This is a genomic window from Methylomonas sp. MS20 (assembly GCF_050275925.1).
Lineage (GTDB): Bacteria > Pseudomonadota > Gammaproteobacteria > Methylococcales > Methylomonadaceae > Methylomonas > Methylomonas koyamae_A.
Genome location: NZ_CP189962.1, coordinates 503,201 through 527,922, shown reverse-complemented (window position 1 = coordinate 527,922; position 24,722 = coordinate 503,201). Strand labels below are relative to the sequence as shown.

Sequence of the window (24,722 nt, the reverse complement as noted above, 5' to 3'; positions counted from 1 at the left end):
TTTCAGCCTTCCCAAACCATACACTGCTACAATTAAGGTCCGAAGCGGAAAACCCAGCCTCAGGCTCGACCAACCCGCGGAGGATCGGCAAACACCTCACTATTTTACTATGGAAAAGATGTCTACCCCTAACGACTTTTTCCCAACCACCCGGATGCGCCGCATGCGCTCCCAGAATTTTTCCCGCCGATTAATGCGGGAAAACCGCCTGACTACCGACGACTTGATCTGCCCATTATTTGTCGTCGAAGGCCAATCCGTCCAACAAGCCGTGGCGTCGATGCCCGGCGTCAGCCGCCTGTCCATCGACCGGCTGTTGCGGGAAGCCGAATCCTTAGTCAAGTTGGGTATCCCCGCCGTCGCGCTCTTTCCGGTCGTCGACCCCGGTCAAAAATCGCTGAACGCAGAAGAAGCCTACAATCCCGACGGCCTGGCGCAACGTTGTACGCGAGCGCTGAAATCTGAATTTCCGGAGCTCGGCGTAATTACCGACGTCGCGCTCGACCCGTTCACCACGCACGGCCAGGACGGCCTGATTGACGCTGACGGATACGTCGTCAACGACGCCACCGTCGACGTGCTGCGCAAACAAGCCCTATCCCATGCCGAGGCCGGTGCCGACATCGTCGCGCCGTCCGACATGATGGACGGCAGAATCGGTGCGATCCGCAACGTCCTGGAGTCCCAGGGCCACCCAAACACCCGCATTCTGGCCTATTCGGCCAAATATGCCTCCAGTTTCTACGGCCCGTTCCGCGACGCGGTCGGCTCGGCCGGCAATCTGGGCGGCGGCAACAAATACAGCTACCAAATGGACCCCGCCAATTCCGACGAAGCGATCCGCGAAATCGCGCTCGATTTACAAGAAGGCGCCGACATGATCATGGTTAAACCGGGCATGCCCTATCTGGACATCATTCGCCGCGCCAAGGATCGTTTCGGCGTTCCGACGTTCGCTTACCAAGTCAGCGGCGAATACGCGATGCTGAAAGCCGCCGCCCAAAACGGCTGGCTAGACGAACGTCAGGTCGTGCTGGAATCCTTACTCGCCTTCAAACGGGCCGGCTGCGACGCAATTTTGACCTACTTCGCCAAACCGGCGGCACAATGGCTGCAACAAACCTAGATCGACAAGCCATGGCGACCGCGCGCGACATCCGCAATGCCGAACAGCGTCGGCAATCACGGCTGGAGGAAGGTGTATTTATTCTGCTCCTGCTGCTGTCCATGCTGGGTATCGCCGTCACCCGCTTTTCGCCGGAAGACGGTTACGCTTTCTGGTTGTTCATGGTCACCGTATTCGCCGGCATTTCGATCGCCATCGGCCGGATGAAAGCCAAAAACCACACGTTCGACTTCGCCGCTGCGTTCAAGGAACAATTGCTGCATTGGGCCAGTGCGGTATTGGTCGCCGGCGGCGCGTTTCTGCTGCAGAAATCGGGCCGTATCGACGAAAACGCCGCGACGCTGGTGGTGTTGCTGATTCTGTCGTTGGCCACGATGCTGGACGGCATCCGTATCGGCTGGCAACTGGGTTTGATCGGCCTGTTTCTCGGCGCATGCGCAATTATTATCGCCTACGTTGAACAGTTCATGTTGCCCGTCAGCGTGCTCGCCGGCCTGCTCGTCATCGTCACCCTGTATTGGGAATTCAAATCCCGCAAACAAGCCGACCAATGACAGCCATCGACCAATACGCCGTATTCGGCCACCCGATTAACCACAGCAAATCGCCGCGCATCCACGGCCTATTCGCCGAACAAACCGGTCAACGTCTGCAATACCGGGCGGCGGACGTACCGGCCGAGCAATTTCGTTCCGCGGTCGAGACCTTCTTTGCCGACGGCGGCAAAGGTCTCAATTGCACGGTGCCGCTCAAGGAACTCGCCTGGCAATTCGCGGACCGCCTCGGCGACCGCGCCCTGCTCGCCAAAGCCGTCAACACCCTGGCGCGCCAGGCCGACGGCCGCATCCTCGGCGACAATACCGACGGCGTCGGTCTGCTCAACGACTTGACCATCAACCATCGCATTCCGTTGCGTGCCAGCCGGATCTTAGTGCTCGGGGCCGGCGGCGCGACACGCGGTATCGTCGCGCCGCTGCTGGAACAGGCACCGGCGCAGCTCGTCATCGCCAATCGGACACTCGAAAAAGCCGAGGCCATTGCCGATGAGTTTGCCGATCTTGGAGAGTTGCACGCCTGCGGCTACGCCGATTTGAACAGCCGCTTCGACGTCATTTTGAATGCAACCTCCGCCAGTTTGGGCGGCGACCTGCCGCCGCTGGCCGACGATATTCTCGCCGACGGCGGCTGCTGCTACGATTTGGCTTATGCCAACCAGCCTACCGCATTCGTAAACTGGGGCCTTCGGCACGGCGCCTCGCTCTGCCTCGACGGCTTGGGCATGCTGGTGGAGCAGGCCGCCGAAGCCTTCTATCTTTGGCGGGGCGTCAGACCGGACACCCGTCCGGTCATCGATTTGCTGAACCGCGAGCGAACGCTGCCTCCGCTTCGAAACGATTGACCTCCGTCCACCCCAACGACAATCACTCTTCCACGATCCATCATTGCTTAACGGACCAACATGAAGGCCATCAAATCATTATTCGGCAAAGTCTCCGGCAAATCCCCAGCCCCGCTGGGAACACAGCCCATCACGACCGAAACCTTGCGGCAACTCTTCCCAATCAGAAACCTGAGCGAAGAAATCCTGCAAACCTTCGCGGCCGAGAACCACGTCGAAACCTACTCAGCCGGTCGAACCCTGTTTTCGGTCAACGAGCCTTCGACCTGCGCGATTTTCTTGCTTGACGGAACCGTGATTTTGGCCGATCAGCACGGTAAAGGTTACGAAATCAGCGCCGGCAGCGCGCAAGCCAAGTTTCCGATCTGTAGCGGCGCCAAACAAACCGCGACGGCCACCGCCAAAACCGACATTAGTATTCTGCGGGTGTCGTTAAAAATCATGCTCACCTCCGGCCGCTTCGACCACGGCAAACTGGACGTACCGGAAGACTTGCAAGGTAACCGCCTGTTATCGCTGTTCGCCGACCATTTCCAGCACCACCACCACGAACTGGAAATTCCGTCGCTGCCGGAAGTGGCGATCAAGTTGCGCCAAGCCATCCAAAAAGACGTCAATATCGATGACGCGGTCAAGATCATTCAACTCGACCCGGCTATCTCGGCCAAACTGATCGAAGTGGCCAACTGCCCGTTGTACTTGACCACTGTCCCCGCCAAAAACTGTAAGGATGCGGTGATCCGCATCGGCCTGAACGCCACGCGCAGCTTGGTCACGGCACTGAGTATCAAGCAGATTTTCAAATCCAAATCGCCGCTGCTGAAGACTTACCTCGAAGATTTGTGGAAACAAAGCCTGTATTTGTCCAGCCTTTGTCACGTGCTGGCCAGCCATAGCCAGCAACAAAATCCGGAAGATGCGCTGTTGGCCGGGTTAACCTGCGACATTGGCGTGATTCCGTTTCTCAGCTTCGTGGCGGACTTGCCGCTCGAGTACCACAATGAGACCGAAATCGAACAAGCGATCCCCGTCGTCAGAGCGCCCGTCGGCGCGGTCGTGCTCAAGGAATGGGATTTTGCCGATGAGTTCATTCAGGCGGCCAAACATTCCAGCGATTGGTTTCACGCTAGCGGTGACACGTTAACACTGACCGACATTGTCGTGCTCTCTCGACTACATGCCTTGATCGGCAAAAAGGCCAACGCCGATCTGCCCGCAATCAGCGCGATCCCGGCGGCGGCCAAACTGAAAACCTTTTCGCTATCGCCGGAAAACACGCTGGCGATCCTGCACGACGCCAAAGCCAAGATTCAGGAAGCTTTGAACACCTTCATCACTTGATATGTTCGGCAAGTTATTTAAACGGGCGGCGACCAAACCCGTCGCCGCGGCAAGCAACGGCGAACGTCCGGCCCACCGTCTGCCCATCGAGTTTTTACGCAAACTGATCCCGATCGGCGAGCTGGACAGCAAAGAACTGATAAAACTGCCGATTGCGTTATGCCAGTTCAATGCCGGGGACATCGTCTTCAATCGCGGCGAAGCCTCCGACACCTTGATTTATCTCTACAGCGGCAAAGTGTTTCTGGAGTCGGCCAACGGCGGATACACGGTTGAAGAGAATACCTTCAAGGCCTGCTATCCGTTGGCGGCTCACGGCGAACATAGCGTCAGCGCCATTGCCCAAACCCCATCCCAGCTGATTTACCTACCACTATCGTTACTGCGACAAAGCAGCGCTCAGCCACACAATCCGCTGGCAAACCGCGCCAATCCGCCCGCCGAACTGCGTAATAGCCGGCTATTCGCGAAACTTTGCGCGGCCTACGACGCCGACGCGCTGCAAGTCCCCAGCCTGCCCGACGTCGCCTTAAGGCTGCGTAGTGCATTGCAAAAAGACATCAGCGTCGCCGATGCGGTGAAAATCGTCAATCTGGACCCGGCGATTTCGTCCAAACTGGTACAGGTCGCCAACAGTCCGATCTACCGAGGCTTAAAGCAGGTCAGCAATAGCCACGATGCGGTCAATCATCTGGGCTTCAAAATTACTCAAAATCTGGTCACCAGCGTCAGCCTGCACCAATTGTTCCGCAGCACCAATAAAGTGCTTCAGCAAAAATCCCAGCAAGCCTGGAAGCAGAGCATACAAATCGCCAGTTTGAGTTGTACCTTGGCCGGTCTCGGTAAAAAGATCAACGCCGACGAAGCCTTGCTTGCCGGCCTGACTCACAATATCGGCGTCTTGCCTATCATTACATTGGCTGGTAGCCTGCCCGCTTCAGAGTACACCGAGGCCGAACTCGACGCTTGCATCGACTACCTACAGGGGCTATTCGGCACTTTCATACTGAAAAAATGGCATTTTCCGGACACGCTGATCCAAATTCCGGCGCAAACCGGAAACTGGTATTACGACGCCGGCGAGGGCCTGCAATTGCACGACATTGTATTGTTAGCCAAATTTCACAGTCAGTTGGGGGGCATCCGGATGCACAAGTTGCCGCCGCTGAACACCTTGCCGGCTTTTCATAAACTGGACGACTGCGCGTTAACGCCCGACATGTCCCTGCAAGTACTGCAGGACGCCAAACAGCAAATCGCCGAGGCCTTGGCATTTTTCCGGGCCTGACATGAACTGGTTCACGCGCCTCTTCAAAAAAACGCCGCCGCCAACGTCTTCGGCGCCAACCAACATCGCCGCGAAAAACGTAAACATACCGGTGGAAATACCGGGCGTGACACCGCCGATGTCGAGGCTCAAACAATCCCTGCCTCCAGCGGAACTCAAGCAATTCGTTCCGCTACGCAATCTCGACGATGCGCATTTGGCCGCGCTGCCGCGCCAAACCCTCCGCTACGCCAAACATTCGGTGATTTTCACCTTCGACCAGCGCACCGACAGCGTGTTTTATTTAGTGCGAGGGCGGCTCAACATGCAACCCGACAGCGAAAGCAGCTACGAAATCGTCGCCGACACCCCGCGAGCCCATCTGCCGTTAAACAGCGCCACGCGTTGCGGCGCCACCGCCACCGCGCTCGACGACGTCTTGATCCTGGAAGTCTCGATAGAGCTGAACCGGCTATGGTCCGACCACTGCCGAGAATCGACCAGCTGTGTTGAACTGGTGGATATCGAACTCCCCGAGTCGTTGAACGGCCACCAGTTCTTTGTCAGCTTTGCCCAAGCCTACCGGGAAAATCAGTTAAGGTTGCCCTCGTTACCCGACGTCGCGCTTAAACTCAAGGAAGCGATGCGCAAGGAGATAGGGATAGCCGACGCCGTCGAAATTATTCAACTCGATCCGCCCATCGTCGCCAAACTGATTCAGGTTGCCAACAGCGCTCTGTATTCCACCGGCAACACGATCCACAATTGCCACGACGCGGTATCGCGCATCGGCCTCAACGCGACTCGCAACTTGGTTCTGGGCATCAGCTTGAAGCAACTGTTCCATTGCAAGGACCCAGCGCTGATGAAAGCCATGCAAGCGTTATGGCGGAGCAGTTTGTACGTCTCCAGCCTCAGCTTCGTGCTGGCCCAGGCGTGCAGCCGCATCAACCCGGAAGACGCATTGCTGGCCGGTTTGGTCGCCGACATTGGCGCGATACCGCTACTGCATTTTGCCGAACACTTCCCGGACGCCAGCCCCAGCCTGGAGGAGTTACAAGCCTCGCTAACCTATCTGCGCGCTCCGGTCGGCACTCTGGTACTGCATACCTTGGGCTTCTCGGAAACCCTAACCGGCATTCCGCCACTCGCCGAAAATTGGCTGTATGACAGCGGCTCGGAACTGACGCTGAGCGACATTGTCATGCTAGCCAAATTACACAGCTATTTCGGTAGCGGCAAATCCCGCGACCTACCCTATATTTGCTCGATACCGGCCTACGCCAAACTCAGCGAGGGCAAGCTCAACCCCGATTTTTCGCTTTCCGTGTTACAAAAGGCTCAGGCCCGCGTGCAGGTGGCGATGCAACTGTTATCCTGATTTTTTCCGATTACTTTCCGGCTACCGTAATGACCAATCCTTTATTAGAACGTACCGAACTCCCGCAATTTTCCAAAATTCTGCCCGAACATGTCGAACCGGCGATCGATCAATTACTGGCCAATGCTCGCGCCGCCATTGATACCCAGCTAGCAGGCGGCGGCCCCTACACTTGGCATAACCTGATCGAGCCCATCGAGGAAGCCGAAGACCGCTTGAACAAGGCTTGGTCGCCGGTCAGCCACATGAATTCGGTCGTGAACAGCGACGCCATGCGCGACGCCTACAACGCCTGCCTTGGCAAACTCAGCGCCTACGCCACCGAAACCGGCCAAAACAAGGCGCTGCAACAAGCCTACAAAGCCATTCGCGACAGCGATGAATTCGCCAATCTCGAACCCGCCCAACAAAAGATTATCGATAACGCACTACGCGATTTTCATTTGTCCGGTGTCGACCTTCCAGCCGAGCAACAAGCGCGCTACAAGGAGATCAGTCAGCAACTGTCCAAGTTGGCCAGCCAGTTCGAGGAAAACCTGCTCGACGCCACCAACGCCTGGCACAAGCAAATTACCCATCTCGACGATTTGGCCGGCCTGCCCGAGTCGGCCATTGCCCAAGCCAAGCAGGCTGCCGAAGCCGAAGGCAAGGACGGCTGGTTGATCAATCTACAATTTCCGTCCTATCTGGCGATCATGACCTACGCCGACAATCGGGAACTGCGGCGCGAGCATTACGAAGCCTTCTGCACCCGCGCATCCGACCAGGGTCCGCACGCCGGCCAATGGGACAACACCGACATCATGGAGCAGATTTTGGCTCTGCGCCACGAAAAGGCCCAATTGCTGGGATTCAGCAATTACGCGGAATATTCGCTGGCCACCAAAATGGCCAAGTCCACCGACGATGTGGTCAAATTTCTGGAAGACCTGGCCGACAAATCCTGGCGCCAGGCGCGCCGCGACCTGACCGAGCTGAAGGAATACGCCGCCCAGGAACACGGCCTGCACGATCTGCAAGCCTGGGACATCGGCTACTACTCGGAAAAAATGCGCCAGCACTACTATCAATTGTCGCAAGAAGAAGTGAAGACCTACTTTCCGGACAACAAAGTCGTACCTGGCTTGTTCGCGATCGTCGAACGCCTGTATGGTCTGCAAATCAGCGAAATCCAGGAGTTCGACGCCTGGCACCCGGATGTGCGCTTTTATCAAATCGCCGACAAGGACGGCGCACTACGCGGCCGCTTCTTCCTGGACTTGTACGCCCGCGCCAAGAAGCGCGGCGGCGCCTGGATGGACGATTGCGTCTGCCGCAAGAAAACCTCGACCGGCCTGCAAACGCCAGTCGCCTACCTGACCTGCAACTTCACGCCGCCGATCGCCAGGGATGGTGGGGGTGCGGTAACGAGTATGGAACTCGTACCGCCGTCCGGCAACGCCCCCGCCCTGCTAACTCACGACGAAGTGGAAACCCTGTTCCACGAATTCGGCCACGGTCTGCATCACATGCTGACCCGGATCGACCACCTCGGCGTGTCCGGCATCAACGGCGTGGAATGGGACGCGGTGGAACTGCCCAGCCAGTTCATGGAAAACTGGTGCTGGGACAGGGAAGCCCTGGGCCTGATTTCCGGCCATTACCAAACCGGAGAGGCATTGCCGGATGCGCTGTACGATAAGATGCTGGCCGCGAAAAACTTTCAGGCCGGCATGATGATGGTGCGGCAACTGGAATTCAGCCTGTTCGACTTCAAAATTCACCAGCACTACGACCCGGCCAAGGGCGGACGGATATATCAGACCTTGCAACAAGTGCGAGAGCAAGTCGCGGTGGTCAAGCCGCCCGAATTCAACCGCTTCGCCCACAGCTTCTCGCACATCTTCGCGGGCGGTTACGCGGCCGGTTATTACAGCTATAAATGGGCGGAAGTCCTGTCGGCCGACGCCTTCTCGCTGTTCGAGGAAAAAGGCATTTTCGATCGCGCTACCGGTGAATCCTTCCTGCGCAATATCCTGGAACAAGGCGGCAGCAGCGACGCGATGACTTTATTTAAAAACTTCCGCGGCCGCGAACCACGGATTGACGCCTTGCTACGGCACAACGGGATTGCCGCTTAGCGACGGCAGCGTGAACCAAACTGGTCGAGAGCCCGTTAGTCAAGAACCGGTCGTTCGCAATCGAACAGAACCGGTTCGGACAGTTCTCGCCGGTGGCACTCCGCAGTTTGTACGACATGCTTTGATCGCCTGAAACTCGAATCGAGCGCATCTCGACCACCTGAAACTGGGATCATCCATCTTTGGGATTTCAGGCGGCGATCAAGGCCTACAGCCTCGCCAAGCCGCACCGCCTCGTGTCGGCACATCGCGAGCTACCTCGCGCACCGGGTCCGACCAGCGCGCTGGCGTTTTTCAAAGGGCATAAGCAGCGTTAAGCCTGGCTGTCCACGATGCAACGGCCAACTCAACCGGCCATGGTCGTCGCGGAGACAAAAGTTTCCGCCGGGCTTCGTTCTATCACTTGCACCCGCTGGGTAATCCCGCAGAGTAAGGTATAAGGTATCGTGTCGGCGTGACGGGCGATTTCCTCGACCGGCAAGGCCTCGCCCCACAACGTGACCGGATCGCCGGGCTGGGCGTCCGGCTGGCTATTAAGATCGACGGTGATCATGTCCATCGACACCCGGCCTATCAACGGCACACGCCGACCATTGACCAACACCGGCGCGCCGCTTTGGGTGTGACGGTGATAGCCGTCGCCATAGCCTATCGACGCCACGCCCAGCCGGGTCGGTTGCCGGCAAGTCCAGGTGCCGCTGTAACCGACCGATTCGCCGGCGGCGACATACTTGACCGCGATCAACCGCGAATGCAGACTCATCACCGGTCGCAGACCGAAATCCGCGCCGGTTTTACCGGCAAACGGCGAGCAGCCGTACAGCATCAATCCCGGCCTGACCCAATCCCCCCCCCTAACCTGTGCCGAGTTGGAAGACACGTTGGGCCAGCCAATGATGCCGGCCGAATTAGCGATACTACGCTGACCGGGGAAGTCTTTGACCGCATGGTTGAATACGTCGATCTGGCGGCGGGTTTTGTCGTCGAGCAAGTCGTCGGCGTTGGCGAAATGGGTAATCAGATTGATCGGTTGCGCGACGGCGACACAATCGGCCAGCGCCTGATAAGCGGCCAAAAAGTCGCCGCCCTTGAAACCCAGGCGGTTCATACCGGTATCCATTTTCAACCAAACCGGTAATTTTTCGGATTCCGGCGCCAGTTGCCGCAAAATGCCGATTTGCTGCGGCGTATGAATCACCGCCGCTAGTTTGTGGCGTACCATCAAACGCAGCTCGTCCAGACAGACAAAGCCCTGCAAGACCGTAATCGCTTGCGTGAATCCGGCCTCGCGCAAGCGCACGCCTTCATCGACCCGCGCCACCGCGAAACCGTCGGCCTCGGCCAACGCCGCCGCCACTCTATCCATACCGTGGCCGTAGCCGTTGGCCTTGATGACCGCCATGATCCGGTTGTTCGGCGCATAGCGTTTAACCTGGGCCAGATTGTGGCGGGCGGCGTCCAGATCCAGATGCACGTAAGCGGCCGGCGTCATTCGTAATCCTCGCTACCGGTATAAACGCCCGCGAAGTTTTCGAAGCGGGTGTATTGGCCGAGGAAGGTCAGTCGCACCGTGCCTAGCGGACCGTTCCGCTGCTTGCCGATGATGACTTCGGCAATACCTTTGTCCGGACTGTCCTCGTGATACACCTCGTCGCGATACACGAAAATGATCAAATCGGCATCCTGCTCGATCGCGCCGGATTCGCGCAAATCCGACATCACCGGCCGTTTATTCGGGCGTTGCTCCAGATTCCGGTTGAGCTGCGATAAAGCGATCACCGGCACGTTCAGCTCCTTGGCCAGCGCCTTCAGGCCGCGCGAGATGTCGGAAATCTGCTGGACGCGGTTATCGCCGCTGGACGGCGATTGCATCAGCTGCAGGTAATCGAGCACGATCAAACCCAGTTGGCCGTGCTCGCGGGTCAAACGGCGGGCGCGGGAACGCACCTCGGTCGGCGTCAGCGCCGGGGTGTCGTCGATAAACATTTTGGTCTCGGCCAGCAGATTGATCGCCGAGGTCAGTCTGGGCCAATCGTCGTCGTCGAGCTTGCCGGTCCTCACCTTGTGCTGATCGATCCTGCCCAGCGACGACATCATCCGCATCGCCAGGGCTTCACCCGGCATCTCCATACTGAATACGGCGACCGGCATCCCGCTTTTCAAAGCCACGTTTTCGGCCATGTTCATCGCGATCGTGGTCTTGCCCATCGAAGGCCTGCCGGCGACGATAATCAAGTCGGACGGTTGCAGTCCGGAAGTTTTTTCGTCGAGGTCGGTGAAGCCGGTACTGGCGCCGGTGATGTCGCCGTCCTGCTCGTACAGCATTTCGATCTTGTCCACCGCCTTGGCCAGCAAGGATTTGATCGACGCAAAACCGCCTTGACCGCGTTGGCGTTGCTCGGCGATTTCGAATACCTTGCGCTCGGCGTTTTCCAACAAATCGGCGGTTTCCCGGCCTTCGGTGGTGAAGGCCGAGTCGGAAATTTCGGTACCGACATGAATCAGCTGCCGCAAGACCGAGCGGTCGCGGACGATGTTGGCATAGGCGACGATATTGGCGGCGCTGGGCGTGTCGCGCGCCAGTGAAGCCAGATACGCGAGGCCGCCACCGTCCTGCAGTTCGCCGGTGGCTTCCAAGACTTCCGAAATCGTCACGACATCGAACGGATCCTGTTTCTCGGCCAATTGAGCGATCGCGCGAAAGATCAAACGATGGTCGCGTCGGTAAAAATCGCCCTCGACGATTTTATCGGCCACCGAATCCCAGGTGCGATTATCCAGCAGCAGGCCACCCAGCACGGATTGTTCGGCCTGGATCGAATGCGGCGGGACTTTCAGAGACTCGACGGCTTGATCGGGAGAAAAGTAATAATCTTCGGACATGGCAACGGAAAGGGCGAATACTGGCCGCGCATTATAACCGGCTAACTACTCGGACAGACTGATGGCGACGACGTCGCATGCCGACGGAAAATGCAAAGTATATCGTTCGGCGAGTAGGCCGCGTACCAATACATCTCGGACGACTAGCGGTTTCAATTTTGTCAGGGCCTACCCACATCTCACCGGCAATTGACCACCAACAACACTGCGACAGCTGTTTTACGCTACGTCTTCCTTTATTAGCCAAGCTCGGCTTTCTCGGACTCTAGGGCACAAAAAAGCCGGTTTTACCCGGCTGTTTGCTGATCTGCAATAATAGGCCCGTAGCCCTTTTGTATGAATTGATTTTTGGTTAGCGTTATTGCTCAACCTCGATATCGCGCCAAGCTTCGACGGCAAACAACGCCAGTTCTTTAACCACTGTAAGAATAAATCTGACCGCGCCGTAGCCGAGCCCCGCCAAGACCAAGATAGCTAGTATTTTCATAGTACCTCCCAATTAAAGCCTCCCGTTTGGCGAGTTTGCCACTTTCCCGATAAAACTCAATAGCCCCTTTCAGGGGTTTTGGCAACACAATCAATGAAGTACAACAACAATACAATTTAAAACAAGCCGTTAAAATTCATTGTTAAAGTAAATTAAATTTCAATATCGTGCGGGAGTTTTTCCGGTTTTCGGCTACGTTGGACCGGATTGCGGTATTTTTGCCGGAGTCGGATACAAAGAAGATTCATCAAGGCCATCCTCGCCAATCGGCTCGACCGCGCCCCGCTGACCAGCCGACAGCGAAAAGTTTCCCGCGAAAAAATACTTGGCGTTAAAATCCGCGCCTTTAACCGCGTTGTCTATGGAGCAGCAGTCCGATGGGTAGAGCCTACCAGAACAGAAAGGTGTCGATGGCCAAAACGGCCGATGCGAAGACCAAGGTATACAGCAAATACGGCCGCGAAATTTATGTCTGCGCCAAGTCCGGCGGCGTCGACCCGTCCGGCAATTTGACCTTACGCGGACTTATCGACCGGGCTAAAAAGGATCAGGTCCCCGGCCACGTCATCGACAAAGCCCTAGACAAAGCCAAGGGCGGCGGCGGCGAGGATTTCGCGCCGGCTCGCTATGAAGGTTTTGGCCCGGGCGGTTGCATGGTGATCGTCGATTGCTTGACCGATAATCCGAATCGCACTTTCGGCGACGTACGTCTGTGTTTTACTAAAACCAAATGCAAGATAGGTACGCAGGGCACCGTCAGCCACATGTTCGATCACGCCGCGATTCTGGCGTTTCGCCACGATGACGAAGACAGCGTTCTCGAAGCCCTACTGAGCGCCGACGTCGATGTCAGCGATATTGAAAACGACGAAGGCAAGTTAACGGTATTCACGCCGCAAGCCGACTATTTCAAAGCCAAGCAGGCGCTGACCGACTTGCTAGGTGAAATCGATTTCGAAGTCGATGAAATTCAGTTTTTACCGAAGGGTTCAACGCCGATCGCGGGCGACGACGCGGTGTTATTCGAAAAATTTTTAGATATGCTGAATGAACTGGATGACGTGCAAAACGTTTATCACGACGCCGCCTATTGACCGCGAGGAATCGGGAAAAAACTGCGGCAATTTGTCGCAGTTTTTCTGGACAACCCGGTTTTAATCTCTTAGAATGCATTCACCTTGAATTAGGTCGATGCGATTGGCAAGAATCGTCATCTTTCAACGGGGGAGGAGAGCGGCCAGTTCGCTGGTAAAACAACAACAATAAGCGCAGCAAGTTAAGCTGTCGAAATCAATTCGACAGACGTCCAAAACACAATAATAAACCGGACGAAGCCCGCAATATGCGGGCTTTTTTATGCCCCGAGCAAAATCAGCGAAAAAAATGAAAATCGCTAGCACGCCGGAACGACCGAAATCGCTGTTCTCATCCGCTATGTTTTCACGAAAGCTCGCCCAGACAATCGAACGCCAAATCGAGTAACACCGGCCGCATCGCGGCCGCGCTGCCTAAATGCTCGGCAATCAGAATTTCGACCTCCGGCGCCTGACAGCGCATGCCCTCTACTTGCGCCGGAATATCGATGCCAACATGACGACCGGCCGCCAAAAAGTAAGGTAAGACGACAATACGCCGCGCGCCGGCCGCAATTTGCCTACGTAAACCGTCCGAGATGCTCGGTTCGGCAATTTCCAGGAATGCGCACGCGACACCGGCATAACGGCTGCCGATGGCCAAGGTGTCCGCCAATCGACGAATCTCGTCGTTAGCTTGTTCTCGGCGACTGCCGTGCGCGACCAGTAACAAGTGAGTGTTCATCGTTTTCATTCGATGTCCTTAGAGATTTGGTGGCGTCGCGACCCACTAACATACGTCGCGAACGGCGACACCAGGGAGGGAGAGGTTCCCGCGACAAAACCTGCGCATTGCTAGGCGTTCAGGCATTGATATCGGCAAATTGGTCTACCGAGTACTGAGACGACACTCGTTTGAAACCTCCATTCCTCCCCCGGTCCGAACCTCGCCAGCAACCTTGTTCTTTGCGCCAGCGATGACAAAAGCACCGCAAAAGTTTCCGCCAGTGTGCCGCGATTGCAGACCGTTGCAGAGAAATTTTCCGCGCGCGATTCGCCTAACCGGCTCCGACGCCTACCATCCACCGAAACACCGGATAGGACTATACTGTCCGCAAACCCTGACGCCGTATCCTAAGCGGCGTTCGGCGTCTACCAACACCGATGAGACTTTCAATATGTGGTTAACCAGACTGTTGTTCAACTTGCCCTTACTCCTGGTTCTCGGATGTGCCGAAACCCCGGAGCAACCGGCGCCCTTACCGCCGACTCAGGTCGATCTGAAGATCGAAAGCGCGCCGATGATCAACCCCGATACCGACGGCAAGGCCGCCCCGGTTTTGCTGCGGGTTTACGAGCTGCGTGAACAAAGCTCGTTCAATGGCGCGGACTTTTTTGCACTGTTCGATAAAGATCAGGCCACGCTGGCCGCCGATTTGGTCCGTAAGCAGGAATTGCTGATCAAACCCGGCGAGAACAAAGCGATACATATCGAACCCGCCGGCGACACTCGCTCACTAGGGTTTTTCGCGGCTTTTCGAAAGCTGGATAACGCTCAATGGCGCGCCGTCGCGCCGGTGGTCGCGCATCAAAACAACATGGTGACTTTGAAAATCAAGGGGAATACACTGGCTGCCGATGCATCCGCCGAGCCGCCGCCCGCGCTAGCGGTCAAGCCGGCGGAATGACTTGTCGAACCGAACCTATAACCACTCGATGCGAATCGGGGTGTTTCTTAATTTGTTCAATAACTACGAGGAAAAACTATGAATTCGAAGTTTTGGCGCTATTTTGGTGCCGCCGCATTATTGGCCACCACCTGTGTGCAAGCCAAGGACACTTGGCAAGAAGTTGTCGTTGCTCCTGGAGACTATCGGGTTAATGTAACCGGCCAAGCGCGGCGAATTCATCCGAGCTGCGCGTTTGAGGATGGGTACAAGTTTTATTTGAAGCCAGGCAACTCTGAAAAGTTGGTGGTGTATTTCAACGGAGGTGGCGCTTGCTGGAATTACAGCACCTGTTCCACCGCATTCGGCAACGATCCGAGTCAGGCAACTTTTATACCGAGCACCAATCTCGCCAATAATCCGGCAACTTGGGATGGCCTTCTTGCGATAGACAACCCTAGCAACCCATACAAGGACTGGACAATAGTCTTTCTACCTTACTGTACGGGCGACGTGTTCATCGGGGCGAAAGAAACCGTTTACAGCAACCCGCAGCTCAGTCCGAACAACGCCGTTCCCGATGTGTTTACTGTTCATCACCGCGGTTTCGATAACTTCCTGTACGTGATGAACTACCTGGATAGCCGATACAGACATCTTGATAAAATTTTGGTATCCGGCTCCAGTGCTGGCGGATACGGTAGTACGCTGAACTATCCCTGGATTAAGAAAATTCTGGGCCGCAATGCGAAAACTTCTCTGGTCAGTGACGGCAGTATCGGAGTACTGACCGATGAATTCATCCAAGACTCACTGTTTGGAACAAATACATCCTGGTCGATAGAGCAAACCTTGCACCCCGCATTAAGGCGATTATCGAAGGTAACTGAAGGTTTAAATTTTATACCTTCAGCACTGAGGATACTCGCTAATCAATATCCCGAAGATCGATTCAGCCAATACACCAACGCATACGATTATGTTCAAGCAATATTTTGGAATCTTATGCAACCAATCCCGCAACCTTTACCAGACCTGGCGACCTGGAGCACTCGTATGCTGGAAATGACTGTAGCTAATCAAACCAACCTGCCACACAATTATCGCAGCTATATCGACCCCGGTTGTGACCATACGATATTAAGCTACAGTGAGTTTTATACGTCGGCGTTAGAAGGTATTAGCTTTCTAGACTGGATCAAAACCCAGACTGGAGAGTCCTATAGCAAAAAGCATCGCTGGCGCAACCTGAGTTGCACGCTGGGCGAGAATTGTGGCGAAGAAACGTTAACAACGGACGGTATTGAAGCCTGTCTGAATCGATTTTATTCCCGCCTTTTTTAACTTGCGGTTAACTCTACGTAGCCCTGCCTCGCCAATAAGCCGAGCAGGGCATTCACGCCAAACCCTTACCACGGTTTTCCATCCGCCGCAGAAATTCCGCCATGATGGCGCGGTAAAGTTCGTCGCCCAGATACTGGTCCTCGACGCCGCTGTCGATGCTGGGATTGTCGTTGACCTCGATGACATAGCCCTTGCCGGCCACTTCCTTGACATCCACGCCGTACAATCCGTTGCCTATCGGCTGGGTGGCTTTCAGCGCGGCCTCCAGCACCACCCTCGGTACTTCGAAGGTCGGTAACGTCGCGAAACTGCCGCTATCGGTGCGGTTAGCGCCGTGCCGGTAAATCTGCCAATGATTTTTCACCATGAAATAACGGCAAGCGTACAAAGCCTTGTGGTTGAACACGCCGATACGCCAGTCGAAATCGGTATACAAAAACTCCTGAGCCAACAGCAACGCCGATTGCTGAAATAGTTCCGCGACTTTTTGATCCAATTCCGCCCGATTATTCACCTTGACGATACCCCGCGAGAACGAACCGTCCGGAATCTTGATCACCACCGGGAAACCGGCGGCGGCTTCCAATTGGTCCAGATGCGCGGCATTGCCTTTGTGCAAAATCCACGTGCGCGGCGACGGCACGCGGTGGGTACGGAACAGGTCGGCCAAATAGACTTTGTTGGCGCAACGCAAAATCGAATTGGGATCGTCGATCACCACCAAGCCTTCGGCCTCGGCTTTTTTTGCGAAGCGGTAAGTGTGGTGGTCTATGGCGGTGGTTTCGCGGATGAACAAGCCGTCGAACTCGGGAATCCGGCCGTAGTGATTCTGGGTGATCAGTTCCACGTCGATGCCCATCCGCCGCCCGACGTGGATAAATTTCTTCAACGCGCCGCGATTACTGGGCGGCAAGGTTTCGGCCGGGTTGATCAGCACCGCCAGATCGAATCGCGCGGACTTTCGGGCCCGGCTCTTGCGCCAGACTTTCTTGCTGAATTTGTCCAGCGCGTCGGCGAACAAGGTTTGCATGTCGTCGTTCAACTGCCGCGGCGATACTGCGGTCAAATCGGTGATTTCCCATTGCTGTTGCGGGCGGAGCGTAATCTTGAGAATCGGGCAGGGAAAGCGCTCGAACAGCAAGCGCGCCAACTCTTGAAACGCCGGATCGGGTGTGGTGCCGAAATAGCTGTACAGCGCGAACTCGCCATCCTTGTTCTGCTTCTTGAATGCTCGCAGCAAAGGCTCGGTAAAATCTTCCAGTTGCAGACGGTACAAGGCATTCTTGCCCAAATCGTTGATGACTTTTACCGACGGAATCACATGGTGATTGCGCGCTTCCGCGAGCAGCGAACAGTAGTACCCGTCCGATAGATAGGCATAGTCGCCGCACAAATTGATGATCCGCATCCGCCGATCCGGATCGGCATACGCGGTTGCCAGATAGGTTTCGAAAGTGATGACATGTTCGCTGGGATAATAAGGTCCCCAGTCGGAAAGGTCGTCGACTACCAGTAGCGTACTTGCCATCGCGGAAATTGCCTTGCGGAGAGTGGAAACAAGCTGGGCATTCTGAAACCGACCGCGGATTTTCACAAGCACCAATCCATGCCGCATAATGACGCCGTTATCGGCGCTTGAGCGGGAATTGATTCGGGAGGCAAGAATGTGGCGATTGATGTGCGTGGTGTTATGTTTCGGACTCTGGTTCTGGCGTACGGCCGGCGCCATCCCGCCCGATGCGCTGCCAGCCCCATTGGTACCCTGGGCCGAGTGGGTGCTGCACGACCAGCCCGAACACGGCTGTCCGTTCGCCCACGACGACTTTCAATCCAAGCAGTGCCTATGGCCGGGACCGTTGCAATTGCAACTGGAAAGCGACGGCGGCCGGTTCGCCGGCGACTGGACCCTGTATCGCCGCGACTGGCTGGAACTGCCCGGCGACGAACGCCATTGGCCGCAAGCGGTAAGCGCCGACCGGCAAGCCTTGCCGGTATTGATTCGCAACGGCAAGCCGGCGGTCTATCTGCCGGCCGGACGCTATCGGATCGCCGGCGAGTTTCGCTGGCAACAGCTACCCGAACAGTTAGCGCTACCGGAGATTGTGGGTCCGCTGCAACTCAGCGTGGCCGGACTAACCATTCCTTATCCGACCATCGAGCAAGGCGCGGTTTGGCCGCGCGCCGATGCCGGCGGCACCGGTCAGGATCGCTTGGACGTGCAAGTATTCCGCCAAATCATCGACGATATCCCCTTGCAAGTGCTCACTCGCCTCGATCTGGAAGTATCCGGCGCCGCCCGGGAAATCGCGCTGCCGCTGGCCTTGCTGCCCGGCCTAATTCCCGTCGAGCTGACCAGCCCATTGCCGGCCCGGCTGGACGGCGACGGCCGGCTTTGGCTACAACTGCGCCCTGGACGCTGGCGCGTCGAATTGCTCGCCCGCCATCCCGGCCCCGTCGAAGAGATGGCCTTGCCGACCGGCGAAGCCTCATGGCCGAGCGCCGAACTGTGGACCTTTCAAGCCATGCCTGCCCTGCGCCTGGTGGAAATCGACAATCTGCCGGCGATCGACGGCAGCCAGACCAATTTACCCGAAGACTGGCGGCACTTGCCGACCTATCAAGTAACACCGGGGCAAAGTCTGCATTTCAAACTGCTGCGTCGAGGCGATCCGGAGCCGGAACCCAATCAACTGTCCCTGGTCCGGACCTTGTGGCTGGATTTCGACGGCGGCGGCTACACCGTTAACGACAAGATCAGCGGCACGATGAGCCGAGATTGGCGGCTGAACGCGCTGCCGGAAACCCGGCTCGGGCAGGTGCAATTGAACGGCCAAAACCAACTGCTGACCCGGCTCGATCAATCCGACGGCATCGAAGTCCGGCGCGGCGCGATCGAGCTCAGCGCGGATAGCCGCATCGAAAACGGCATCTCTGAAATAGCCGCCGACGGCTGGCAGCAACGTTTTCAATCGCTGCGCGCCGAACTCAACCTGCCGCCGGGTTGGCGACTATTGGCCGTGACCGGCGTCGACAACAGCTCGGACACCTGGCTGGCGCGCTGGACTTTGCTGGACTTGTTTCTGGTCGCGCTGGCCGCGATCGCGGCCGGCAGGCTCTGGTCGCCGGCTTGGGGCGGCTTGGCCTTGCTCGGATTGGTCTTGATCTGGCACGAAGCCGATGCGCCGCGCTGGTTGTGGCCGAACGGTCTGGCCATCGCCGGACTCCTTCGCGTGGTACCGAGCGGACGCTTGGCCCGCTGGCTGACTTGGTATCGCGGCGCCAGCTTGGCGGCTCTGGTGATTGTCGCGGTGCCGTTCGCGATTGACCAATTGCGCGCGGCCGTCTATCCGCAGCTGGCCGAGCCGGCGGCCTTCAATGATTTCGGCTACTCCGAGGTGCCGGCCGGCGCCGACGCGATAACGGCCGCGGCGCCCGCCGAACTGGCCGAAACCGCCGCTGCCGAGCAGGCGCCGAGGCGCGCGTATTTGAGCAAAGCCTTGCCGATGTCGGCGCCACTCTCGTCGGCCGCCGGCCTGGACCGCATCGATCCGGACGCCAATCTACAAACCGGCCCCGGTTTGCCGAATTGGCATTGGCAACGGGTCCGTTTAAACTGGAACGGTCCGGTCGATAGCACCGAGCACTTGCGGTTCTGGTATCTACCGCCGTGGGCCACCGCGCTGCTACGCGTGCTGCAAACGGCTATCGCGGCCTTATTGGTCCTACGTCTGGCCGGCTTCACACTGCCCGCCTGGCGCCTGGGCAAAGGCTCGGTCGCGTCATTGATCTTGATCCTGCTGATCGCCCCCCAGCCACCGGTCCATGCCGCTGATTGGCCGGATCAGGCCTTGCTGGAACAACTGAAAACTCGCCTGCTGGAGCCGCCAGCCTGCGTCCCGCAATGCGCGCAGATTGCCGAGATGCAGGTGTTTGCCCGCCAGGACACCTTGACCATCGAACTGAGAATCGCCGCCGAGCGCGAAGTGGCCGTGCCGCTGCCCGCCAAGTTGGGCATCTGGTTTCCCGAACGCATTGATGTCGACGGCAGCGCCGCCCGGACAGCAATTCGCCGCGAAGATGGCGGCTTGAGCGTGCTGGTGCCGGCCGGCGTGCATGTTTTCAAATTGCAAGGTCGCTACGCCAACCTGGACAAGTTCGCGCTACCACTACCGTTGGCGCCGCGCCATGTCACGCTGGAAGCCCTAGGCTGGACGATCGGCGGCGTCTATGAAGACGGCTTGGCCGGACCGCAGCTGGAATTTAGCCGTGAGCCGCGCGAGTCCGGCGAACCAGGCCAAAAAGCGGCCAAACCGCTACCGGCTTTCGTCCGAGTCGAACGGACCTTGCATCTGGGCTTGGATTGGCGCGTCACCACCCGCATCGAGCCATTGGTTGCCAGTGGTCAGCCGGTTTTGCTGGAGTTGCCGCTATTGCCGGGCGAAGCGGTCACCAGCTCGGAGGTCCGCGTCAAGGACGGCAAGGTACTGATCAATATGGCCGCCGGCCAAGAGGGTTTGGTTTGGGAATCGCTGTTGGAAAAATCCGCGCATTTGACGCTGAAGGCGCCGGACACGACTCAATGGACCGAAGTCTGGCGAGCCGACGTCAGCCCGGTTTGGCATTTACGAATCGCCGGCATCGCGGTGGTTCATCACGGCGATGCCGGCGTCTGGCTGCCGGAGTGGCGGCCGTGGCCGGGCGAAACGGTCGAATTGAGCATAGACAGGCCGGCGGCCCTAGCGGGCGATACGCTGACCATCGATCATAGCGATCTGGAGGTTACGCCTGGCCAACGCGGCGTCGATAGCCGCTTAAATCTGCACTTACGTAGCTCCAAGGGCGGCCAGCATAAGCTGACGCTGCCGGCCGGCGCTGAATTGCAAGGCGTAACGATAGACGGCGCCAGTCAACCGATACGCCAACAAGGCGCGACGCTGAGTCTGCCGATTCATCCGGGCGAACAACGGATCGAAGTCCATTGGCAAGCCGCCGCCGAGCCCGGCTTTTGGTTGGAAACCCCGCCGATGGACTTGGGCACGCCTAGCGTCAACAGCGATATCCATATGACTATACCTCGTGATCGCTGGCCAGTCTGGACGGTTGGACCGCGTTTCGGACCGGCCGCGCTGATTTGGGGCTTATTGGTCGTGCTGGCCGGCGCGGCCTGGGGCTTAGCGAAAATTGGCCGCGTGCCGCTCGGCGGCGGCGCCTGGTTTTTGTTGCTGGTGGGCCTGAGCCAGCTACATATCGCCGCCGCGCTGACCGTGGTCGCTTGCTTGTTTGCACTGGATTGGCGCGCCCGACGGCCGGCCCATTCCCGACTGGCCTTTAACGCCAGCCAGATCGGCTTGGCCTTGTTAGGCTTGCTGGCGCTGACCCTGCTAGGCCTAGCGGTGCGACAGGGATTGCTGGGCACCCCGGACATGCAAATTGCCGGAAATCACTCCGACGCCTATCGACTGAACTGGTATCAAGACCGCAATCCAGCGCGATTGCCGACGGCCGGCGTGGTCAGCCTACCGATTTTCGCCTACCATCTGCTGATGCTGGCCTGGGCGCTGTGGCTGGCCAGAGCCTTGCTCAACTGGCTGCGTTGGGCTTGGTTGTGTTGGTCCGTTGGGGGGATTTGGCGCGGAGCAGGCGAATAGGCGTATCCGTCCGCGCGACCGAATGTGTTGCCCGCCGAGTTTTCTCGCAAGCCTCAACGGTTTTTTAATATTTATCGTCGACGTGTTTTTCGCGAACCATTTCATCTATGCATTGCATCACGATGGCGCTGGCGTCCTCGGCTCGGCGCATTTGATTGATAATTTCGTCGAGTAGCCTGGGATCTTCCATCCAGCGATCCCTGGAAATTTTGAAAGCGGCTTGCGTTGCGTCATGGACATCGCCGTGCGGCAACGACAGTTTCGCGTAGGCCTGGGTGGTCCGGAAGCTTTGATGGCCCATGCCCTCGTAATACCACTTGCCCAAACGGCAATTGTGATGGTCGACCAGTATGGCTTGCTGCTGCGGACACTCTCCAGCGGCTTCGATCGAAATGTAGCCGTTTTGCTTGTAAACGATATGATCGAGCTTGGTCAGTAGCCCGAAAGATTTATCCTTGGCATAAGCTATGTAGCCAACGGAAGCCTTGGCGGATTCGGACAGATTCGAGAATTGGTGACGAAACGCGCTGACCTGCTCGAGAATTTGCTGGGACAGGCCTGCCGAATTTTCGGCTTCAGCGTGCATCTGTTGCACCCGCTTGTTGAAGGCGTTCAAAGTTTTCGACACCTCCAGCGCGGCATTCTTGGTATGCTCGGACAAATTCTTCACTTCGTCGGCCACCACCGCGAAGCCTCGACCGTGCTCGCCGGCACGCGCGGCTTCGATAGAGGCGTTCAGCGCCAACAAGTTGGTTTGATCGGCAATGCCGGTAATCATTGACAGCGATTCGGTGATTTTCTTGCTATCGGCGATCAAGGCGCCGATCACTTCCGACACCGAGTGGACGTTGGCGTTGATGTCGGTCAGCGACCCGCTGATGGTTTCGACGGTCGACAAGCTGGCATCGGCATTGCGGCCGGTGTCGGCGGCAATGATCTCGACCTTTTCCAGCTGTTCGGTGATATTGAGCAAATCGCTTTGATTGCCCTTCAGATTGCCCAGCAAGTTAGTGGTATTCAAGGCGTGCAGTCCAGCGGACAAGCGCCGCCGAATCATCAAGCGCTCGTTTTCCCGCATGTGTTTGATAGCGTCGTTAACGCTAACCGCCGACTGCTTCAACAGGCCCGGAAAGCCATCCACCAACGCGTAACGGCCGTGATTGCCTTCCGCCGAATGTTTGAAACAGGAGTTGACCTCCTTGAAATAGGCTTCCATTAAATCCAGCGCTTCATTCAACTCCCAGGCCACCTTACCGATTTCACCCATGCCGTGGACTTGAGTGACGCGATGATAAAGTTCGCCGTTATTGGTCAGTCGCAACACGTCTTCTATCCTTTCCAGCACCGTCAAACTTTGCTTGCCGGTTTTCCAAAGGTAGTAAGCCACCGCCGGTAAAGGCAGCGTCAAACCGAGCGTGACTATCGAGAATCCGTCGCTAAGCAGGTGGTAGAGAAAAAGTCCGATCGACGAAACCAGGATAATCGCTACCGCAAAATTGAGGCGAGTACGCAGAAACGGAATATTCGCGTTGGAATTGGCCCTTTTCTTCATGACTTAAACTCCGTGCGGTTTGTAGAGGCTCAGAACCAGGCTGTCATAATTCTTCGCACCGGTTTGTTGAACGAAATCCAGTAGATATTCCAACGATTTGTCTGGAGCGTCCTTTACGGAACTGGCTTTCTCGATCGCCAACATCTCTTGGTATACTGGGATCAACGCCTCGAGCGCCGAACGCGGCGGATTACGGCGCACGGAATAGTAGCCCTGCAATTTGCCATTCTTGTCGTAATCCGGCGTAATATTGGCAAAAACCCAATAAAAGCTACCATCGGAGCACAGGTTTTTGGCGAACCCAAAGAATTCGTTGCCGGCTTTTAAGGTATTCCACATAAACCGGAATACGCCGCGCGGCATCTCGGGATGACGGATGATGTTGTGCTGCACCCCGAGTAATTCTTGCTCGGGGTAGCCGGCGATTTCCATGAAGATCCGGTTGGCATAGGTGATGCGTCCCGCCGTATCGGTCTTGGAAACGATAAAGTCGTCTTCGGCAAGTTTGCGTTCTTGATTGATCGGGGTGATCGCTGGTTTCATTTGACCGTGCCTGAAGGCTGAAAATGCCTCGAAATTTGTAATGTTATTATTTGATGCCACGCCCTCCGCAAAGGCGCGGCCGCCAAATGCGCGATCTAATTCAGCAAATTGATCAGTAGGCGTTTTATCGACATTGGCTCGAACGGCTTGTCCAGTATTGCCGAAACCTCCGATTTTTCAATGGCGGCGAGCCGATTCTGGTTTTGCTCGCTGGTGACCATCAGAATCGGCACGCTACCGCGCTCCGGATGCTTGCGGACATGATCGACGAGCTGCAAGCCATCCATGTCCGGCATGTTCAGATCGGTAACGATCAAATCGAAATATTGCTGGTTGAACAAGTCCAGCGCTTCACGACCGTCGGTCGCGGTGCTGATTTGATCGATGCCGATGTTGTTGAAAACCTTGGTCAGATATTTCAACGAGAACTCGCTGTCGTCCACCAGCAATACTCGCAAGTCCTCGATATCGAGATGTTCCAACGCCGCTTTTTCCGGATGGACATAATCCAGCGTCGAATGCAAAGCCGTTGACAAGGCTTGCAGCGTGAACGGTTTGGGCAATATGGCAATCGCGCCGGCCTGCCGGATCGGTTCCAAGTACTTGATGTTGGTTTCGCTGGAAATCAGCAAGAAAGCCATTTCGTAGGACGCCGAGTCCTGCCGCAGTTCGTGAACCAGTTCGACCCCGGTCATATCCGGTAAATACATCGCGCTGATGATTAAATCCGGCCGTTCCTGACGCAGGCGTTCGAACAGCTCGGCACCGCTGCCTATCATGTCGATATCGTGAATATCGCAACGGTTGAGATACTGAACAATAATGTGCTGCTGAGTGTGGGAAGGCTCGACCAGAAAGACGCGCAAGTTGCTGAGTATTGGACTGTTCATT

Annotated in this window: 19 protein-coding genes; 11 read left to right on the top strand and 8 right to left on the bottom strand. The window is 56.9% G+C overall.

Annotated elements, in window-relative coordinates:
* Nucleotides 1-109: 109 nt before the first annotated feature.
* Genes hemB through prlC form a run of 7 tightly spaced genes read left to right on the top strand, consistent with a single transcriptional unit; the run spans nt 110 to nt 8,634 of the window.
* Nucleotides 110-1,126 carry a porphobilinogen synthase gene (hemB, locus tag ACQE3D_RS02240; RefSeq protein WP_313729220.1) on the top strand — a complete coding sequence of 339 codons (1,017 nt, stop codon included), beginning with the start codon at nt 110-112 and terminating at the stop codon, nt 1,124-1,126.
* On the top strand, nt 1,108-1,680 hold the full coding sequence (locus tag ACQE3D_RS02235; protein ID WP_313729221.1) for a hypothetical protein: 573 nt from the start codon (nt 1,108-1,110) through the stop codon (nt 1,678-1,680). The genes hemB and ACQE3D_RS02235 overlap by 19 nt, the downstream gene beginning before the upstream one ends.
* Nucleotides 1,677-2,525 (top strand): shikimate dehydrogenase, encoded by an 849-nt coding sequence (gene aroE / locus ACQE3D_RS02230; RefSeq protein WP_071156155.1) that lies wholly within the window; start codon nt 1,677-1,679, stop codon nt 2,523-2,525. Before ACQE3D_RS02235 ends, aroE begins: the two co-directional genes overlap by 4 nt.
* Before the next feature lie 60 nt (nt 2,526-2,585).
* Nucleotides 2,586-3,866 carry an HDOD domain-containing protein gene (locus tag ACQE3D_RS02225; protein WP_071156157.1) on the top strand — a complete coding sequence of 427 codons (1,281 nt, stop codon included), beginning with the start codon at nt 2,586-2,588 and terminating at the stop codon, nt 3,864-3,866.
* A gap of 1 nt (nt 3,867) precedes the next feature.
* Nucleotides 3,868-5,154 (top strand): HDOD domain-containing protein, encoded by a 1,287-nt coding sequence (locus ACQE3D_RS02220; RefSeq protein ID WP_281022097.1) that lies wholly within the window; start codon nt 3,868-3,870, stop codon nt 5,152-5,154.
* A gap of 1 nt (nt 5,155) precedes the next feature.
* Nucleotides 5,156-6,514, top strand: a complete 1,359-nt coding sequence (locus ACQE3D_RS02215; protein WP_313729222.1) for an HDOD domain-containing protein — start codon at nt 5,156-5,158, stop codon at nt 6,512-6,514.
* A gap of 29 nt (nt 6,515-6,543) precedes the next feature.
* Nucleotides 6,544-8,634: an oligopeptidase A gene (prlC, locus tag ACQE3D_RS02210; protein WP_313729223.1), complete on the top strand. Its 2,091-nt coding sequence runs from the start codon at nt 6,544-6,546 to the stop codon at nt 8,632-8,634.
* A gap of 346 nt (nt 8,635-8,980) precedes the next feature.
* On the opposite strand, the gene alr is transcribed toward prlC, so the two are convergent.
* From alr to ACQE3D_RS02195, 3 genes are all read right to left on the bottom strand, one after another.
* Nucleotides 8,981-10,126, bottom strand: a complete 1,146-nt coding sequence (alr, locus tag ACQE3D_RS02205; protein WP_071156165.1) for an alanine racemase — start codon at nt 10,124-10,126, stop codon at nt 8,981-8,983.
* The gene (dnaB, locus tag ACQE3D_RS02200) at nt 10,123-11,517 is read right to left on the bottom strand and encodes a replicative DNA helicase (protein WP_064029946.1); all 1,395 of its coding nucleotides are present in this window, start codon (nt 11,515-11,517) and stop codon (nt 10,123-10,125) included. The genes alr and dnaB overlap by 4 nt, the downstream gene beginning before the upstream one ends.
* Before the next feature lie 358 nt (nt 11,518-11,875).
* Entirely contained in the window at nt 11,876-12,004 is a 129-nt protein-coding gene (locus tag ACQE3D_RS02195; RefSeq protein WP_313729224.1) for a hypothetical protein, read from the bottom strand.
* Nucleotides 12,005-12,381: 377 nt separating this feature from the next.
* Here ACQE3D_RS02195 and ACQE3D_RS02190 point away from each other — a divergent pair, with 377 nt between their 5' ends.
* On the top strand, nt 12,382-13,098 hold the full coding sequence (locus ACQE3D_RS02190) for a YebC/PmpR family DNA-binding transcriptional regulator (protein WP_064029947.1): 717 nt from the start codon (nt 12,382-12,384) through the stop codon (nt 13,096-13,098).
* A 346-nt stretch (nt 13,099-13,444) separates the two neighbouring features.
* Here ACQE3D_RS02190 and ACQE3D_RS02185 read toward each other — a convergent pair whose 3' ends face one another.
* Nucleotides 13,445-13,831, bottom strand: coding sequence for a sirohydrochlorin chelatase (locus ACQE3D_RS02185; RefSeq protein WP_313729225.1), 387 nt, complete (start codon nt 13,829-13,831; stop codon nt 13,445-13,447).
* A gap of 424 nt (nt 13,832-14,255) precedes the next feature.
* On the opposite strand from ACQE3D_RS02185, the gene tssJ reads away from it, so the two are divergent.
* Nucleotides 14,256-14,765, top strand: coding sequence for a type VI secretion system lipoprotein TssJ (tssJ, locus tag ACQE3D_RS02180; RefSeq protein WP_064029949.1), 510 nt, complete (start codon nt 14,256-14,258; stop codon nt 14,763-14,765).
* Between the two features lie 78 nt (nt 14,766-14,843).
* Entirely contained in the window at nt 14,844-16,088 is a 1,245-nt protein-coding gene (locus ACQE3D_RS02175) for a pectin acetylesterase-family hydrolase (RefSeq protein WP_071156173.1), read from the top strand.
* 52 nt (nt 16,089-16,140) lie between these two features.
* Here ACQE3D_RS02175 and ACQE3D_RS02170 read toward each other — a convergent pair whose 3' ends face one another.
* Nucleotides 16,141-17,616, bottom strand: coding sequence for a RimK family protein (locus tag ACQE3D_RS02170; RefSeq protein ID WP_313729226.1), 1,476 nt, complete (start codon nt 17,614-17,616; stop codon nt 16,141-16,143).
* A gap of 136 nt (nt 17,617-17,752) precedes the next feature.
* Here ACQE3D_RS02170 and ACQE3D_RS02165 point away from each other — a divergent pair, with 136 nt between their 5' ends.
* On the top strand, nt 17,753-21,736 hold the full coding sequence (locus tag ACQE3D_RS02165) for a hypothetical protein (protein ID WP_313729227.1): 3,984 nt from the start codon (nt 17,753-17,755) through the stop codon (nt 21,734-21,736).
* A gap of 64 nt (nt 21,737-21,800) precedes the next feature.
* On the opposite strand, the gene ACQE3D_RS02160 is transcribed toward ACQE3D_RS02165, so the two are convergent.
* The 3 genes from ACQE3D_RS02160 to ACQE3D_RS02150 form a co-directional block, all read right to left on the bottom strand.
* Complete coding sequence (locus ACQE3D_RS02160) at nt 21,801-23,288, bottom strand: methyl-accepting chemotaxis protein (RefSeq protein WP_064029955.1); 1,488 nt, start codon at nt 23,286-23,288, stop codon at nt 21,801-21,803.
* Nucleotides 23,289-23,291: 3 nt separating this feature from the next.
* Nucleotides 23,292-23,831: a PAS domain-containing protein gene (locus ACQE3D_RS02155; RefSeq protein ID WP_313729228.1), complete on the bottom strand. Its 540-nt coding sequence runs from the start codon at nt 23,829-23,831 to the stop codon at nt 23,292-23,294.
* Nucleotides 23,832-23,926: 95 nt separating this feature from the next.
* Nucleotides 23,927-24,721: a response regulator gene (locus ACQE3D_RS02150; RefSeq protein ID WP_064029959.1), complete on the bottom strand. Its 795-nt coding sequence runs from the start codon at nt 24,719-24,721 to the stop codon at nt 23,927-23,929.
* Nucleotide 24,722 lies beyond the last annotated feature (1 nt).